A 14,906-nucleotide genomic window follows, 5' to 3' on the forward strand; every position below is an offset into this window, starting at 1 on the left:
ATGGCTTAACGTTCGATAGGGGTGTCGGCGCGGTTGCCCCATTCGCTCCAGGAGCCGTCATAGGCCTTGAGCGAGGGAAAGCCGAGAATGCGCCCCACCAGGTAGGTAAAACCGGAACGATGGTGGGTCTGGCAGTGGGTGACGACAGTCTTGTCCGGCGTGATTCCCAACGCAGCCAGCTCGGCGCGAATGGTTTCGATATCCCGGAGTCGCAGCGAATCCTCGCGGTTCATGGCGCGGGTCCACTCGTAGTTGACGGCGCCGGGCAGGTGACCCCCGCGCTGGGCGAGGATGCGGGTGCCGTGGTATTCATCGGGCGAGCGAGCGTCCCAATAAGCATGCTTGCCGTCATTGAGGTGCGCCAGCAGGTACTCGGCATCTGCCTGGGCTTCGCGATGGATGTCCAGTTTCAGTCCGGGCTGCGGGCGGCCGGGATTCGGGGTATTTTCGGTAGGCAGGCCTGCCGCCATCCAGGCATGCAGCCCGCCGTTGAGATAGGAGTAATGGCGATGTCCGATCATGTCCAGCGTCCAGATGAAACGCCCGGCCCAGCCGCCACCTTCATCGTCGTAGACTACGACATGGGTATCCGGTGCCAGGCCGAGCTTGCCGAAGACCGCTTCCAGTTGTTCAACGGACGGCAGTTTGCCGGGAGCGGGCAATTGTCCCAGCACTAGATCCTTGCCGTTCAGCCAGACTGCGCCGGGCACATGCACTTGCCGGTAGACCGATTCCTTGCACAGATCGACGATCAGCAGGCCGGGTTCGGCGAGGCGGGTGGCGAGTTCCCGGGGTTCCAGCAACAGGGGAAGACGACTCATGACAGGTTCTCGGCGGGGGAGGCGAAAGGCGAATTGTAAACACCGCGAGGGCATTTGTCAGGAACGGGTTTAATCATTACTCTAAACGGATACTGAGGAGAACAAGATGCTTGGACTGTATCCCGAAATTCAGCCGTATGCCCAGCACCGTCTGGCCGTCGCAGAGCCGCATGTCCTGTATGTCGAGGAGAGCGGCAATCCGCAGGGCATTCCCGTGGTTTTCCTGCATGGCGGGCCGGGCGCGGGCACGCAACCTTGGCACCGCCGCTTCTTTGATCCCGAAGTTTACCGCATTGTGCTGTTTGACCAGCGCGGGGCCGGGCAGTCTACACCGCATGCGGAGTTGGCCGGAAACACCACCCCGAATCTGGTGGCCGATATGGAGGCCATCCGCACTTTTTTGGGAATCGACAGCTGGCTATTGTTCGGAGGCTCCTGGGGGTCGACGCTGGCGCTGGCTTATGCGGAAACTTTTCCTGAGAAGGTTACCGGCCTGATCCTGCGCGGCATCTTCCTCTGCCGCCCGGAAGACCTGCACTGGTTCTACCAGGAAGGCGCCAGCCGCATCTTCCCCGATGCCTGGGAGGATTATGAAAAGGTCATTCCCCAGGCGGAGCGTCAGGATTACATTCAGGCCTATTACCGGCGGCTGACCGGTGACGACCAGATTGCGCAGATGGCAGCCGCCAAGGCTTGGTCGGTGTGGGAAGGGCTGTGTTCCACGTTGAAGCCGAATCCGGCGGTGGTGGGGCATTTTGCCGATCCGCACACGGCGCTGGCGCTGGCCCGAATTGAGTGCCACTACTTCGTCAACGGCATCTTCCTGCCGCCGAATGACCTGCTGGCGAAGGCGGATCGTCTCCGCGACATTCCCGGCGTCATTGTCCATGGCCGTTATGACATGGTTTGCCCGCTGGACAATGCTTACTCCTTGCACAAGGCCTGGCCTGCCGGGGAGCTGCACATCATTCGTGATGCGGGGCATTCCGCTGCTGAGCCCGGCATCATCGACGCCTTGGTCAAGGCCACCCACGACTTTGCCCGCAGGCTGGCCTGATGCGGGGATTGATTCAGAGGGTGAGCGAAGCGTCGGTGATAGTGGACGGACAGGTCTGTGGAGAAATCGGTCGCGGCATTTTGTTGTTGCTGGGCGTGGCGCGGGGAGACTCCGAGCCGCAGGCAGACAAGATGTTGCATCGGGTGTTGAGCTACCGGATGTTTCCCGATGATGAAGGCAGGATGAACCGCAGCCTGCGCGATATTGGCGGTGGATTGCTGGTGGTTTCACAGTTCACGCTGGCTGCGGAAACCGACAAGGGATTGCGCCCAAGCTTTTCCTCAGCCGCCGATCCCGGGCAGGCCAAGGCGCTCTACGAGCATTTCGTGACGCAGGCCCGGCTTGAACACCCGGTGGTGCAGACCGGCATTTTCGCCGCCGACATGAAAGTGCGGCTGCTGAATGACGGTCCGGTGACGTTCCTGCTGGAAACTTAGTCCTCTGCGGCTTCGCGACGGTTTTCCAGAATACGCCCAAACACCACGCCAACCTCAAACAGCATCCACATCAGGGTCGCCAGCACCGCCATGGAAATCGCATCCGGCGGTGTAATGAACATCGCAACGGCAAAGCACAGCACCACGATATAACGCCGCTTCTCAATCAGGCTGGCGGTGCTGATGATCCCGGCCATGACCAGCAACAGCACCACCACCGGAATCTCGAAGGTAAAACCGAATACCAGGAAGAATTTCAGGCAGAAGTCGAGATAACTGTTGATGTCGGTCATGAAGCTGACGTGCTCCGGCACGACACTGACAAAGAATTTCAGCACCGGGCCCAGCGTCACGAAATAGGCAAACGAGACCCCGATATAGAAAAGAATGACGCTGGAGGCCAACATCGGAATGGCCAGCTTCTTTTCGTGCTTGTACAACGCCGGGGCAATGAAGGCCCAGACCTGATGCAGGACAACCGGGATGCCCAGAAAGAAGGCGGCATAAAACGTCAGCTTGAACGGAGCCATGAACGATGAGGTGACATCGGTGGCCACCATGCTGCTGCCAACAGGCAACAGGGTGCGTAACGGCGTGGACAGCAGGCTGTAGAGGTCGTTGCGGAAGGGAACCAGTATAAAAAATAGTATACCCAGCGCCATCATGATACGCATGATGCGCGTCCGCAGTTCTATCAGGTGCGAGACCAGCGGCATTTCGTCCTGGTTTTCGGGTTCCTGGCTCATGGGGATATCGGGTGCTTTTCGGGTAGGGCAACCGCAGCGGTTGCCGGTTGGGTGTCAGCCGTCAGGGCCGAAGCCGCCGCTGGTTCAGGCTGGGCGGGAACGGCCTCTTCCGGGATGGTCGGTTCAGCGACCGGCGGGGCGGCATCGACAGTGCCCGAGGCGTCAACGAGGGTCTGGCGAATGGAGTTTTCCATGCCGTTCAGTTCCTGGTTGATTGAGACTTCCGTGGATTTCAGGCGCTCGACTTCGGCCTTGATGCGGTCGCGCATTTCCTGGGCGGATACTTCCCGTTCAATTTCGGCCTGAATGCCCAGCACCATGCGCCGGATACGGCCGATCCAGGCGCCGGTCATGCGGGCGGCGTGAGGCAGCTTCTCGGGCCCCAGCACCACCAGGGCCACGACGGCCAGCAGCAGCAGTTCGCTGAAACCGACGTCAAACATCAGCTGGGATCTTTCTTTTGCGGGTCGTTAACCGGTGTGGCGGTGCCATTGATGGTGTTGCCGCCATTCTGGCTGATGTGTTGTTGCGGGGGCTGGGGAGCTGGCGGCTCTTTGTCCTCTTCATTCTTCATGGATTCCTTGAATCCCTTGATGGCGCCGCCCAGATCCTTGCCGATGTTCTTCAACTTGGACGTGCCGAACAACAGGAAGATGATGACCAGCAGCAGCAGCAGGTGGGGCAATGACAGACCGGACATGGGGGAATTTACTCCGCAGTAGTGGATCGGGCCGCTTTTTCGGCGTGTCCCGAGGTATGCAAGCGACGGGCCAGTTCTGAAATCACGGCTTCAGGCGGGACATTGAAATGCCCAAGCATGACAAGCGTATGAAACCACAAATCGGCCGTTTCATAAATCAGGTGTTCGGTTTTTCCGTCAACCTGCGCATCCTTGGCCGCCATCACGGTTTCGGTGCATTCCTCCCCGACCTTTTTCAGGATTTTGTCGAGGCCCTTGTGATAGAGGCTGGAGACATAGGAGGACTCGGGTGTGGCGTTCTTGCGTTCGGCCAGCAGGCGGCCCAGTTCGGCCATCACGTCGTTAGTGGTCATGCTTGGGATTCTCGTAGATGGCGTGCGGATCCTTCAGGACATCGTCAACAACCTGCCAGCGGCCCTGTTCGTCAAGACGTCGGTAGAAGCAGGATTCGCGGCCGGTGTGGCAGGCAATACCGCCCACTTGTTCAATTTGCAGGATGATGACATCGCTGTCGCAATCAAGGCGGATTTCCTTCACCTTCTGGATGTGGCCGGACTCCTCGCCCTTGTGCCACAGCTTGTTGCGGGAGCGGGACCAGTACACGCCTTCCTGGCGTTCGGCTGTCAGCGCCAGCGCTTCGCGGTTCATCCAGGCCACCATCAGCACCCGGCCGGTTTCGGCATCCTGGGCGATGGCGGGAATAAGGCCTTTTTCATCGAATTTGACGGAGTCTAACCAGTTCATGAGTTCGGGCTGGGGCTGTTGTCAGGGGGGAGACTATAGCATTTTGAGGGTGGGGCGGGGCAGGGGACTTTGTGACACGTCCCTTGCCCCGTGAGGGAGCGGTTAGAGGAAGCCGATGCGACGCTGCCGGCTGTCCTCCTTCAGCGCACACTCTTCCATCAAGCGCTCCAGCACCTGCAACGGGGAAACCAGCGGCCGCAAGCGGTGCTGGCGGCGCAACGTGGCGAAGTCGCCGGGCGTCAGTACCGTCAGGCGTTCCAGGTTCGAACGCAAGTTCTCTTCCGGAGTGGCCAGCGACAGGCTGGCGCAGAAACGTCCGAACAATTCCCACGCCTGCACCGGTTTCAGGTAACCAAACTTCATTTTCAGGTCGAAGCGGCGCAGCGTGGCCTGGTCCAGTCCGTCCAGCCGGTTGGTCGACGCAATGAAGATGCCATGGAAGGTTTCCATCTGCGTCAGCATTTCGTTGACCAGCGTCACTTCCCACGACTGGCGGGCCTGACGGCGGTCCTGCAGGAAACTGTCGACTTCATCCAGCAGCAACACCGCGTTTTCCTGCTCGGCTTCCCGAAAGGCGTTCGCGATGTGTTTTTCGTTTTCGCCGACATAGGCTCCCAGCAGGTCGGAGGCGCGTTTCACCAGCAGCGGCATGTCCAGCTTGTCCGCCAGCCAGCGGCCGTAGGCGGTCTTGCCGGTGCCGGGCGGGCCATAGAAACACAGCGTGCCCTGGCGGTGCTCGGCCAGCGAACCCGCCAATACCGACAGGTCGCCATCACAATTGACGAAGGCCGGATCATAGTAATCCGGACGCGGATCAGACTCCGGCCCGCGGATGCGGCGGTGTCCCTGGGCTTCCAGCGTCTGGTTGACCAGGTCAGTGATGGTGCCGGCCACCTGCTGGCCGGGCAGGGTGTCATGCACGGTGCGGATGACCCTCGCGGCGCGCTGGATGACGGCGGGCGTCAGGTTTTCCGACTGCGCCAGCCGTTCCACCTCTCGTTCCGCCAACAGATCGCCGCAGGCGGTGCGTATGATATGCGCCCGCTGGCTGCGCGGCGGCACGGTCAGCTCAATGACCATGTCGAAGCGGCGGATGAAGGCCGGGTCCAGTCCGCTGACTTCATTCGACAGCCAGATGGCGGGCACCGGGTTTTCTTCCAGCATGCGGTTCATCCAGGCCTTGCGGGTCTGGGCGGTGCTTTTCTGACCGAACAGGTCGTTGCCGTCGTTGAACACGTCTTCCACTTCGTCAAACAGCAGGAAGATCTGCCGGTGGGCGAAGAAGTTCTGGGCGGCGCGGTAGGAACGCAAACGCCGTTCGCCATTAACGGGATCGCCTTCGTCATCTTCGCTGGCCACTTCATACAGCTCGTGTCCCTGCTCCTTGGCCAACACCCGCGCCAGCTCACTCTTGCCGGTGCCGGGTTCGCCATGGATGAAGATGTTGACGCCGGTTTTGCGCTCCGCCACCGCACGCGACAGGTAGGGCCGCAACACGGACAGCGCCTTCTGCACATGGGCAAAGTCGCTCAGCGCCAGTGTCGGCTGGTGGGACGGGTTGACGGTGCCGCGCAGCAGGTGTGCCGGATCGTCGACCTCCTGGTGCAGCATTTGTTCGGCAAACTCACCGGAGAGCAGGTCCAGCTTGCCGCGCAGGCACATCATGCCGTTGCGGTCGACGCTGAGCAGGCCCGCGCGCGCCATGACGCCGTTGTTGCTCAGCGCCTGGCGGACAGCGGTTTCATCCAGCCCGAGGATAGCGCCCATGCTGGCGTAGAGGTCGTAGCTGTTCTGCGGTCCCAGGTAGTCGGCGGTGTCGTCCAGCAGGCGGTGCGAGTGCAGCACGACCGCGAAGGCCAGAATACGCTGGTCAATCGGGGTCAGCCCCAGCAGCGTGGTGAGCTGGTCGAGATTGCGTTGCAGCGTTGGCGGCAACGTAATCTCGCCGTGGCTTTCCAGCGCCGTGTGCAAAGTGCGCAGACGCACCAGGGCGTCGTTCGGCGAATAGGCCGCGTCACCCTCAAAGCAAGTTTCCAGACCCAGATATTGGGCGATGGTGTTGTTTTCATAGCCGTCGACGCCGACAAAGTGCCGGTAGCCCTTTTGCAGCACCAGGATGCGCAGCATCCATTGCCGGGCCAGCGTTTCCAGGGGCGACGTCGCAGCCGGAGTCAGGGATGACTCGATAATCGGAGATTCGTTCATGATGCTACCCTTGCGTCAAACGCAAAACAGGAAGTTATCGGCCGGTCCGTAGAGTCGGCAGGACAAGTGATCCAGGGTTATAGGGCGTTGCCGGGTCAGCGGTGTTGTCCGCGCCGGAAAGTAACGCCAATCAACAGACATGCAATCATGATGGACTCCTTTTTCATCGGGGTAGGAAAAAAGCCGGGGTTCAGGCCGGATCGCGGCGTGAGCCAGTGGACAGGCGGGTCGGCGGGTAAGCCGGTGGCCTGTCTTCGTGAGTGGGCAGTATATCGCAGACTTCTGAAGAAATGGGAGGCTTGCAGATACGCGGATACAAACGACGGACACGCGGCCTAAGCCAGGATCCGCCATGTCACCGCGAGGCCCATGACCAGCAGGCAGAGGAAGGCGGAAATGCCGGAAGAGTTGAGTACCCCTGCCAGCCCCAACGCGAAGCCGGAGAGCGCCAGCCAGTCCCGGCGACGGTCGGCGGCCATGCGGTATTGCAGTTGCTGCAATTCGCGCCACTGCCGCTCCTGCCAGGAGGCGCTGTTGCGCAGGTTGTTGAGACTGTCCCAGACCAGACCGGGCAGGTCGGACAAACCCAGCACCATGGCGGGCGTCTGTTTCATCAGCGATTTGATACTTTCGGCGGGGTTCATCCGCGCAGTGAGCCAGCTGCCCAGCAAAGGCTTGCCCAGCGTCCAGATATCCAGTGACGGATACAGTTCGCGGCCCAGGCCTTCGACATGCACCAGCGTTTTCATCAGCAGCACCAGTTGCGGTGGCACTTCCAGATGGTAGCGGCGGGCCACGTCCAGCACGCCCAGTAGGATGGGCGCAAAGTCGAGCTGATCCATGCGCTTTTGCAGCATCGGCGTCAGCAGCCGGCGGATTTCCCGGGTCAGGGCGGGAATGTCGGTGGAAGGCGGAATCCATCCGGCCTGATGCGCGACATCAATCAGCTGGTTAAAGTCGTGCTGCATTACCGCCATCATCAACCGCGCCACGGTCAGGTGGTCCTTGTCGCTGAGCTCGCCCATGATGGCGCAGTCCAGCGCAATGTAGCGCGGGTTGGCCGGGTCGGTGGTTTCGACAAAGATGTTGCCGGGGTGCATGTCGGCATGGAAGAAGTTATGGTTGAAAACCTGGGTGAAGAACACGGTCAGGCCTTTTTCGGCCAGTACCTTGCGGTTGACGCCCAGCCGGTCGAAGGTGGCGTGGTCGGACACCGGGACGCCGTAAATGCGTTCCTCCACCATCACCAGGTGCGTGCAGAGGTCGTGATGCACTTCCGGCACGTAGATCAGCGCCGAGCCGGGGAAGTTGTTGCGCATGCGGGTGGTGTTCACTGCTTCCTGCAACAAGTCCAGTTCACCCAGCAGCACCTGTTCGTAGTCGCAGACGATGCGCCAGGCGTGGAACGCGGCCATGGCGGGGGAGCGGGCTTCCAGCCATTCGGCGGCAGCCTTGAGAAAGCCGAAGTCCTCACGGATGGCGGTTTCAATACCCGGCCGCACCACCTTCACCACTACCTCCCGGCCATCAAGGCGGCAAGCGGTATGCACCTGAGCTATGGAGGCGGCAGCCAACGGCGTTTCGTCAAACCGGCTGAAAAACTGCTCCACCGGACCGCCGAGTTCGCGTTCCACGATCAGCTTGGCGGTTTCGGAAGGGAAAGGCGGAACGCGGTCCTGAAGCTTGCTGAGTTCGTCGAGCAGGCCGGGCGGCAGCAGGTCGCGGCGGGTAGATAGCAGTTGTCCGAGCTTGATGAATAGCGGCCCCATCTCTTCCAGGGCCTTGCGCAGGCGCTCTCCGTCATCGTAAGTGCCCAGCATCGGGGTGGCGGACCACCAGGCCGGGTGCAGCCGCACCAGCAACAGCACCAGGCGCACACCCAAAGGAATGGGGGCATCGGCGGGAATCAGGGTGTCGAGGCGATAACCGGCGATGATGCGCCAGAGGACCAGCAGGCGGGGCAAGTGGGCCAGCATCAGGAACGGCCTCCGGATTCGGCGGTGTCTGGGGAAACGGGTGTTTCAGCTTGATCGAAGCGTTTCTTCAGGCCCAGCAACCGGGCCTCGAAGCGCTCGATATCTGAACGCAGCTCCTGGACTTCCTCGACATAGTCGTCCACCTGCCAGCGCGGCGGGAACCACTGGCCGCTTTCACGCAGGTAAGTCGTGGAGTTCTTGAAGATGTCGGAGGCGGCTTGTTTGGCAAAACGGAAGAAACCGCGCAGGCCTTCGCCGATCTGGTGGGCGGCGGCATCTCCCACCAACTGGCTCAACGCGGACTCCCAGTCAATGTCGAGGTCGCGGGCAATGGCGTGCAATTCCTGCAGCAGGGCAGTGTCGCCGCTGATTTGCAGTTCGCCGACGGAGAAGGGTTCATTGACCTTCAGCAGTTGACGGATCAAGGCAAAACTGGAAGCGGAGACGGTGGTATTGGCGCTGGGCGTTTCCTGCGCCTCAACCGGGGTCAGACGCACCTTGTCCTGATCGAGGTAGATCAGGATGTCCAGCGGTGGAAACAACACTTTCACCAGCACGCTGCGGCCAAGCAGGGCGTTGAGGCGCATACGGCTGCCCGGATCGAGGTCGAGCGCGCGGTTGACGAGGTCTTCCAGTCCGGCGACGGCCAGCGCAACGGGCAGCAGCATTATTTGAATCCCCGGTGCAGGGCGACGATGCCGCCGGTCAGGTTGTGGTAGTCGCAGTTGACGAAGCCGGCGGCGGCCATCATGCCCTTCAGGGTTTCCTGGTCAGGGTGCATGCGGATGGATTCCGCCAGATAGCGATAGCTCTCGGCATCCTGGGTGACCAGTTGGCCCATGGCGGGTAGCAGGCTGAAGGAGTAGGCGTCATACAGCTTGGACAAGGGGCCGTAGAGCGGTTTGGAAAATTCCAGCACCAGCAGCCGACCGCCCGGTTTCAGGACGCGGTACATGGAGCGCAGGGCGGCATCCTTGTCGGTGACATTGCGCAGGCCGAAGGCGATGGTGATGACATCAAAGGTATTGTCGGCGAAGGGCAGGCATTCGGCGTTGGCCTGCACGTATTCCACGCCGCTGAAACCGTTGTCGAGCAGCTTGTCACGCCCGACGTTGAGCATGGAAGCGTTAATGTCGGCCAGCACCACCCGGCCGGAGGGACCGGTTTCACGGGCAAAGGCGCGGGCCAGGTCGCCGGTTCCGCCGGCAATGTCCAGCACCTGCATTCCACGGCGTACGCCGGACAACGTGATGGTAAAACGCTTCCAGAGACGATGGATGCCGAAGGACATCAGGTCGTTCATCAGGTCGTATTTGGCGGCAACGGAGTGGAAGACTTCGGCCACTTTTTCGGCTTTTTCTGCGGTGCGGACGGTCTTGTAGCCGAAGTGGGTGGTGTCGTTGTCGTGCGGTGTGGTCATGCCTGCATCCGGGAGGAGACGGAGAGGGCCTGATTGTGGGCTTTCCGTGGCGCGGACGCAAGACGGAAAGCCGCTGAAGCAGGGCGCTGCAACGCCCCGGAGGTCAGTCGAAGGGGTGCGGGTGATTGGCGTAGATGCGGTCCATGATGGCCTGCTCCTGGTTCAGGAACAGATCCAGGAATTCCTGGGCGGAACCCATGGGGCGCATCACCGAGAAGCCACGGCCGAGGAAGTCATAGAGCGCGCCAAGACCGGCCATGTGTGCGGGCTTGTTGGCAATCTTGAAGGTGGCGTAAATGACGCGCGAGCGCACGTACTTGTCGAGTCCGGTGCTTAGCTCGCGCAGCAGGGCGATCTGGCGTTCGCGCATTTCGCGACTGCCCGCCAGGCGGTAAGCCTCCGCCATGACGTCATCGTTGATCTCGGTAACACCCATTTTCTCGAACAGCAAGGTGGCGACCGCTTCATCCAGCTCACCGGTGATGGCGTTCAGTTCCAGGGCAACCACGCTGGTGCGCATGACCGAATCCGGCAGCAGGCGGGTGGCGATGGGCAGGGCGCGCTCGATTTCGTTGGCCAGTTCTGTCAGGTCCAGGCCACCATACATGTCGCTGAGAAAAAAGCGGGTGGCTGCCTGAAAACGCTCGTCATCCAGCAGGGCGGCGTGGGTGCGCTTCAGGCGCTCCACCTGCCAAAGCTGCACAGCCACAAACCACTCGTGGAATTGCGGGTCCTGATGAGAACGCCAGGACCGGAAGCGTGCCAGTTCATAACGCATCAGGTCGCCGGTACTTTTAATATCTTCACGGTTCATGGGCATGCCTGCAGGGGATTCGATAACAGCAGAGTCGAGGGGACTTGTCGCTTGCATTCCAGACTCCCGGACAATGGGGAAAAACACAGTGGGTCAAGATTGTAGCCTGTCGTGAATTGTTACGACAGTACCAGAACGGTAAGCGATGCGGTGGCGGCTGGTTCCGCAGTCACCGCAATAGGGTGATCAGCTGAAATAATCGCGGATCTTGTTTTCGATGATGGATTTTGGCGCGACAAAAGGCTTGTCGGTTATGGTGATCTCGATTTCCGTGCCGTTAAGTACGACATACTTACCCTTGACCATGCCGACGGGTGTCACTCCGGCGAAGTTGCCGCTGTCCGTGTTGCCGGAAAACTGGCCGCCCTTGGTGGTGATGGTGGTTTCTACCCGTTTCAGGGTGGCGGGAAGATCATCCTTGGGGGTGACGGTGAATTTGTGTGTCATGTTATGTCTATTCTGCGTGTGGATACATTTGAATTGTAGCTAACAAGGAGGGGGTAAAGCAGCGTGCGTCAAGTTTGGAAACAATTGTAAGGGGATTGAAAGGTGCGCCCGACGGACATGGCCGCCAGGCGCAACCGGAATCAGTTGATCCGGATCAGGTTGTCGGCGAGGTCAGCCGGAACCTGGTCGCGGGTCACAACCAGCAACTCACGGGTCTTGCCGTCAGCGGAAGGTGCATCGATACGCAATGCGGCTGTCTTGGCCGTCAGCGTCAGGTTGACACCGGGCTGCAGCTTCCACATGGCGCCGGTGGCCGGGTCGACAATCAGCCAGCCGATCAGGCCGCCAAACACGATGTTGCCGACGTACCAGCCGTTCATTCCGGCTTGGAGCGTAAAGGACTGGGAGTCATAGCCATCCTTCTGGAACTGGATCAGGTAACTGGCCGCCGAGAAGAATCCGTTCGAAGAGGGCAGGGTAATGGTCGTGGGGGTCACGCCATTGGAGATTTTCTGTCCGGTCTTCTGGTTGGTAACCGTAAAGGCGGCTCCATCCGGCGAGGTGGCTATGGTGACCGGCCAGTTGCTGTGAGAAACAATGGAGGCGCAGCCGGAAAATGTGGTAATGGCGATAGCTGCCGCGATGGCAATGATTTTTCCTTTCATGAGAGGTCCTGGTATTTTGGATTTTGGAACGCGGAATTATTGTTATTTTGTAAATGAAATCAAGAAAAAAATGAAAAATTGCTGCGCATTGCCGGGCATACGGGATGCCCGGCCTGGAGCTGTTTAAAGAATGAACCGGCTCAAATCCTCATTCTGCACCAGATAGCCCAAATGGCGGTCCACATCCCCGGCGGTAATCTCCAGCACCTCGCCATGGCGCTCGGCGGCCAGATCACCGGCCGTAAAGGAAATGTCTTCCAGCAGCCGCTCCAGTACCGTATGTAAGCGCCGTGCCCCTATATTTTCGGTGCGCTCATTGATTTCACAGGCCACTTCCGCCATCCGCTTCACCGCTTCCGGCGTAAAGTGAATGTTCAGCCCTTCGGTGGCCAGCAGCGCCTGATATTGTTCAGTCAGTGAAAAGTGCGGTTCGGTGAGGATGCGCTCGAAGTCCGATGGTGTCAGCGCGTTCAACTCAACCCGGATTGGCAGACGGCCCTGCAATTCCGGAATCAGGTCGGACGGTTTGGCCAGATGAAAGGCCCCCGAGGCAATGAACAGGATATGGTCGGTCTTGACCATGCCGTGCTTGGTATTGACCGTGCAGCCTTCAATCAAAGGCAGCAAATCGCGTTGCACGCCCTCACGGGAGACATCGGCGCCATGGGTTTCCCCGCGACGGCACACCTTGTCGATTTCATCGAGGAAGACTATGCCGTTCTGCTCGACCGCCGTGAGGGCGGCCGCTTTGACATCTTCTTCATTCAATAACTTGGCCGCTTCTTCTTCCTGAATGCGCTTCAGGGCGTCGCCGATCTTGATGCGCTTGCTGGTGGTGCGTTCACGGTTCATGGAACTGAACATCTTGGACAGCTGTCCGGCCATGTCTTCCATGCCGGGCGGGGCCATGATGTCCACGCCCATCGGGGCGTTGCTGAGCTCGATCTCGATTTCGCGATCGTTCAGTTCGCCAGCCTTCAACTTGCGGCGGAATACGGCGCGGGTGGCGGAGTCACTTTTTTCCGGAGGATGTTCATGTTCCCAGTCCGAAGTGCGGGCCGGGCGCAGCAAGGCGTCAAGAATACGTTCTTCGGTGGCTTCCTGGGCGCGATAGTCCACTTTCTGCATCGCCGCCAGACGGGCGTCTTTCAGCGCCACGTCCACCAGATCCCGGATGATGGTCTCGACATCGCGGCCCACGTAGCCGACTTCGGTAAACTTGGTGGCTTCGACCTTGAGGAACGGGGCATTGGCCAGCCGCGCCAGCCGCCGGGCGATCTCGGTCTTGCCGACACCGGTGGGGCCGATCATCAGGATATTCTTGGGCGTGACCTCATGGCGCTGCTCTTCCGGCAACTGCATGCGCCGCCAGCGGTTGCGCAGGGCGAGGGCGACGGCGCGCTTGGCGGCGTTCTGGCCGACAATGTGACGATCCAGTTCGTGGACGATTTCACGGGGAGTCATGGTGCTCATGGCGGCTTCCTCAGTACTGGATCACTTCAACGATGTGGTTCTGGTTGCTGTACACGCAGATGTCGCCGGCAATGGCCAGGCTTTTGCGGACAATGGTTTCGGCATCCAGATCAGTGTTGTCGCTGAGGGCGCGGGCGGCGGCTTGGGCATAGTTGCCGCCGGAGCCGATGGCCAGCACGCCGTGTTCAGGTTCCAGTACGTCGCCGGAGCCGGTAATGATGAAGGCGGCCGTCTTGTCGGCGACAATCAGCATGGCTTCCAGGCGGCGCAGGGTGCGGTCGGTGCGCCAGTCCTTCGCCAGTTCGACGGCGGCGCGGATCAGTTGGCCGCCGTGTTTTTCCAGCTTGGATTCAAAGTGGTCAAAGAGGGTGAAGGCGTCGGCCGTGCCGCCGGCGAAACCGGCAATGACCTGATTGTGGTAGAGGCGGCGCACCTTACGGGCGGTGCCCTTAATGATGGTGTTGCCCAGCGAGACTTGTCCGTCGCCGCCCAGCGCAACACTGTTGCCGCGGCGCACACATACGATGGTGGTCATGAAAGAAATCCTTGAGGTGACCCGATTGTAATGGGGCGGGCCGCCGGGGATTTCAACCGTTACTTTTTGTCCTTGATCATCAGGCTGTCAATGCCGTCACCGCGCAATGCACCCTGGGCCTTGCCCGTAGACTCCTTGCCCTTGAACGGCCCGACAATGACCCGGAACCAGACCTCGCCTTCCTTGACCTTGACTTGTTGCACGCGGGCAGGCAAGCCCTGCAGGGCGACCTTGGCCTTGCGGCGCTCTGCTTCGGCCTGGCTTTTGAAGGAGCCAGCCTGAAGGGTGAATTTGCTGTTGTCGGTGTCTTTTTCCTTTTCCTTGGGTTCCGGAGCAGCCTTTTCCTTGGTTTTGTCTTTTTCCTTGGAGGGAACCGCCGCTTTCGGTTTTTCAACGACTGTCTGTTTCTGGCCGTCGAGGATGGCCTCGGCGCGTTTGCGGTCGGCGTCCTGCCGGTCGTCGTCCGAGCGTGGGGCGGGTTTGGCCGTTACAGGAGCGGCGGGTGAGCTCACCGGTTTATCCGCCGTGGGCTTGGTGGTTACAGTTGAGGGCGCGGCGGGTTGTTCAGCAGGCTCTTCGCTGACCACCTTCTGGCTGGGCAGCAGGCGATAGAAGTCAAAGCGAGGCTCACCCGTGTCCTTGGCGACGGGAGGGGTATCCGGGGTTTCGGTCGCGGCCGGGGCCGCTGCCCGTTTTACCGGCTGCCAGGGCTTCCACAGGAACAGCATGAAGGCAATGAACAAACCAATGCCCATGCCCAGCCCGACCAGCAGCCAGCCGGGCAGAGGGGAGGGCCCCTGTGCTGCGGTCCGTCCGGTATTACGGGTGGCGCCCTGCGGTTTCTTCTTGCCGTACTTGAACACGTC

The 14,906-nt window shown here is 60.5% G+C and carries 17 protein-coding genes and 1 pseudogene; 2 read left to right on the plus strand and 16 right to left on the minus strand.

The annotated features are described in order from the left end of the window. Positions 1 to 5 precede the first annotated feature (5 nt). The gene (locus Q7T36_RS06255; RefSeq protein WP_304845269.1) at positions 6 to 821 is read right to left on the minus strand and encodes a sulfurtransferase; all 816 of its coding nucleotides are present in this window, start codon (positions 819 to 821) and stop codon (positions 6 to 8) included. Positions 822 to 927: 106 nt separating this feature from the next. On the opposite strand from Q7T36_RS06255, the gene pip reads away from it, so the two are divergent. After that, positions 928 to 1,878, plus strand: a complete 951-nt coding sequence (gene pip, locus Q7T36_RS06260; protein WP_304845273.1) for a prolyl aminopeptidase — start codon at positions 928 to 930, stop codon at positions 1,876 to 1,878. Beyond that, positions 1,878 to 2,315 carry a D-aminoacyl-tRNA deacylase gene (gene dtd / locus Q7T36_RS06265; RefSeq protein WP_304845276.1) on the plus strand — a complete coding sequence of 146 codons (438 nt, stop codon included), beginning with the start codon at positions 1,878 to 1,880 and terminating at the stop codon, positions 2,313 to 2,315. Before pip ends, dtd begins: the two co-directional genes overlap by 1 nt. Here dtd and tatC read toward each other — a convergent pair. The 15 genes and pseudogenes from tatC to Q7T36_RS06340 form a co-directional block, all read right to left on the minus strand. Continuing rightward, the gene (tatC, locus tag Q7T36_RS06270) at positions 2,312 to 3,061 is read right to left on the minus strand and encodes a twin-arginine translocase subunit TatC (protein WP_304845279.1); all 750 of its coding nucleotides are present in this window, start codon (positions 3,059 to 3,061) and stop codon (positions 2,312 to 2,314) included. The two genes, dtd and tatC, sit on opposite strands and share 4 nt — an antisense overlap. Then, positions 3,058 to 3,504 carry a Sec-independent protein translocase protein TatB gene (gene tatB / locus Q7T36_RS06275; RefSeq protein WP_304845282.1) on the minus strand — a complete coding sequence of 149 codons (447 nt, stop codon included), beginning with the start codon at positions 3,502 to 3,504 and terminating at the stop codon, positions 3,058 to 3,060. Before tatB ends, tatC begins: the two co-directional genes overlap by 4 nt. Continuing rightward, on the minus strand, positions 3,504 to 3,761 hold the full coding sequence (gene tatA / locus Q7T36_RS06280; RefSeq protein ID WP_304845286.1) for a Sec-independent protein translocase subunit TatA: 258 nt from the start codon (positions 3,759 to 3,761) through the stop codon (positions 3,504 to 3,506). Before tatA ends, tatB begins: the two co-directional genes overlap by 1 nt. Before the next feature lie 8 nt (positions 3,762 to 3,769). Next, entirely contained in the window at positions 3,770 to 4,114 is a 345-nt protein-coding gene (locus tag Q7T36_RS06285) for a phosphoribosyl-ATP diphosphatase (RefSeq protein ID WP_304845289.1), read from the minus strand. After that, positions 4,104 to 4,505, minus strand: coding sequence for a phosphoribosyl-AMP cyclohydrolase (gene hisI / locus Q7T36_RS06290; protein ID WP_304845292.1), 402 nt, complete (start codon positions 4,503 to 4,505; stop codon positions 4,104 to 4,106). Before hisI ends, Q7T36_RS06285 begins: the two co-directional genes overlap by 11 nt. 102 nt (positions 4,506 to 4,607) lie before the next feature. Further along, complete coding sequence (locus tag Q7T36_RS06295) at positions 4,608 to 6,710, minus strand: ATP-binding protein (RefSeq protein WP_304845295.1); 2,103 nt, start codon at positions 6,708 to 6,710, stop codon at positions 4,608 to 4,610. Positions 6,711 to 7,045: 335 nt separating this feature from the next. After that, a complete protein-coding gene (locus Q7T36_RS06300; RefSeq protein ID WP_304845299.1) occupies positions 7,046 to 8,686 on the minus strand; it encodes an AarF/ABC1/UbiB kinase family protein in 1,641 nt (546 codons plus the stop codon). Then, positions 8,686 to 9,354 carry an SCP2 domain-containing protein gene (locus Q7T36_RS06305; protein WP_304845301.1) on the minus strand — a complete coding sequence of 223 codons (669 nt, stop codon included), beginning with the start codon at positions 9,352 to 9,354 and terminating at the stop codon, positions 8,686 to 8,688. The genes Q7T36_RS06300 and Q7T36_RS06305 overlap by 1 nt, the downstream gene beginning before the upstream one ends. Continuing rightward, positions 9,354 to 10,154: pseudogene (gene ubiE / locus Q7T36_RS06310) on the minus strand (bifunctional demethylmenaquinone methyltransferase/2-methoxy-6-polyprenyl-1,4-benzoquinol methylase UbiE); the annotation flags it as partial. The gene Q7T36_RS06305 and the pseudogene ubiE, both read right to left, overlap by 1 nt. Positions 10,155 to 10,209: 55 nt before the next feature. Further along, entirely contained in the window at positions 10,210 to 10,977 is a 768-nt protein-coding gene (locus Q7T36_RS06315; protein ID WP_304845303.1) for a hypothetical protein, read from the minus strand. A gap of 129 nt (positions 10,978 to 11,106) precedes the next feature. Continuing rightward, positions 11,107 to 11,367: a hypothetical protein gene (locus Q7T36_RS06320; RefSeq protein WP_304845305.1), complete on the minus strand. Its 261-nt coding sequence runs from the start codon at positions 11,365 to 11,367 to the stop codon at positions 11,107 to 11,109. A gap of 140 nt (positions 11,368 to 11,507) precedes the next feature. Beyond that, positions 11,508 to 12,032 carry a hypothetical protein gene (locus Q7T36_RS06325; protein WP_304845307.1) on the minus strand — a complete coding sequence of 175 codons (525 nt, stop codon included), beginning with the start codon at positions 12,030 to 12,032 and terminating at the stop codon, positions 11,508 to 11,510. Positions 12,033 to 12,155: 123 nt separating this feature from the next. Beyond that, complete coding sequence (gene hslU, locus Q7T36_RS06330) at positions 12,156 to 13,505, minus strand: ATP-dependent protease ATPase subunit HslU (protein WP_304845309.1); 1,350 nt, start codon at positions 13,503 to 13,505, stop codon at positions 12,156 to 12,158. Between the two features lie 10 nt (positions 13,506 to 13,515). Beyond that, positions 13,516 to 14,040 carry an ATP-dependent protease subunit HslV gene (gene hslV / locus Q7T36_RS06335; protein WP_304845311.1) on the minus strand — a complete coding sequence of 175 codons (525 nt, stop codon included), beginning with the start codon at positions 14,038 to 14,040 and terminating at the stop codon, positions 13,516 to 13,518. Positions 14,041 to 14,099: 59 nt separating this feature from the next. Next, on the minus strand, positions 14,100 to 14,903 hold the full coding sequence (locus Q7T36_RS06340; RefSeq protein ID WP_304845314.1) for an SPOR domain-containing protein: 804 nt from the start codon (positions 14,901 to 14,903) through the stop codon (positions 14,100 to 14,102). Positions 14,904 to 14,906: the final 3 nt, after the last annotated feature.

Source organism: Fluviicoccus sp., from assembly GCF_030646115.1.
Taxonomy (GTDB): domain Bacteria; phylum Pseudomonadota; class Gammaproteobacteria; order Pseudomonadales; family Moraxellaceae; genus Fluviicoccus.

Coding starts and splice junctions, on each gene's coding strand:
- Q7T36_RS06305 (WP_304845301.1), bottom strand. CDS start 9,354: ATGCTGCTGCCCGTTGCGCTGGCCGTCGCCGGACTGGAAGACCTCGTC.
- pip (WP_304845273.1), top strand. CDS start 928: ATGCTTGGACTGTATCCCGAAATTCAGCCGTATGCCCAGCACCGTCTG.
- dtd (WP_304845276.1), top strand. CDS start 1,878: ATGCGGGGATTGATTCAGAGGGTGAGCGAAGCGTCGGTGATAGTGGAC.
- hslU (WP_304845309.1), bottom strand. CDS start 13,505: ATGAGCACCATGACTCCCCGTGAAATCGTCCACGAACTGGATCGTCAC.
- hisI (WP_304845292.1), bottom strand. CDS start 4,505: ATGAACTGGTTAGACTCCGTCAAATTCGATGAAAAAGGCCTTATTCCC.
- hslV (WP_304845311.1), bottom strand. CDS start 14,040: ATGACCACCATCGTATGTGTGCGCCGCGGCAACAGTGTTGCGCTGGGC.
- tatC (WP_304845279.1), bottom strand. CDS start 3,061: ATGAGCCAGGAACCCGAAAACCAGGACGAAATGCCGCTGGTCTCGCAC.
- Q7T36_RS06285 (WP_304845289.1), bottom strand. CDS start 4,114: ATGACCACTAACGACGTGATGGCCGAACTGGGCCGCCTGCTGGCCGAA.
- Q7T36_RS06320 (WP_304845305.1), bottom strand. CDS start 11,367: ATGACACACAAATTCACCGTCACCCCCAAGGATGATCTTCCCGCCACC.
- Q7T36_RS06295 (WP_304845295.1), bottom strand. CDS start 6,710: ATGAACGAATCTCCGATTATCGAGTCATCCCTGACTCCGGCTGCGACG.
- tatA (WP_304845286.1), bottom strand. CDS start 3,761: ATGTCCGGTCTGTCATTGCCCCACCTGCTGCTGCTGCTGGTCATCATC.
- tatB (WP_304845282.1), bottom strand. CDS start 3,504: ATGTTTGACGTCGGTTTCAGCGAACTGCTGCTGCTGGCCGTCGTGGCC.
- Q7T36_RS06325 (WP_304845307.1), bottom strand. CDS start 12,032: ATGAAAGGAAAAATCATTGCCATCGCGGCAGCTATCGCCATTACCACA.
- Q7T36_RS06300 (WP_304845299.1), bottom strand. CDS start 8,686: ATGCTGGCCCACTTGCCCCGCCTGCTGGTCCTCTGGCGCATCATCGCC.
- Q7T36_RS06315 (WP_304845303.1), bottom strand. CDS start 10,977: ATGCAAGCGACAAGTCCCCTCGACTCTGCTGTTATCGAATCCCCTGCA.
- Q7T36_RS06255 (WP_304845269.1), bottom strand. CDS start 821: ATGAGTCGTCTTCCCCTGTTGCTGGAACCCCGGGAACTCGCCACCCGC.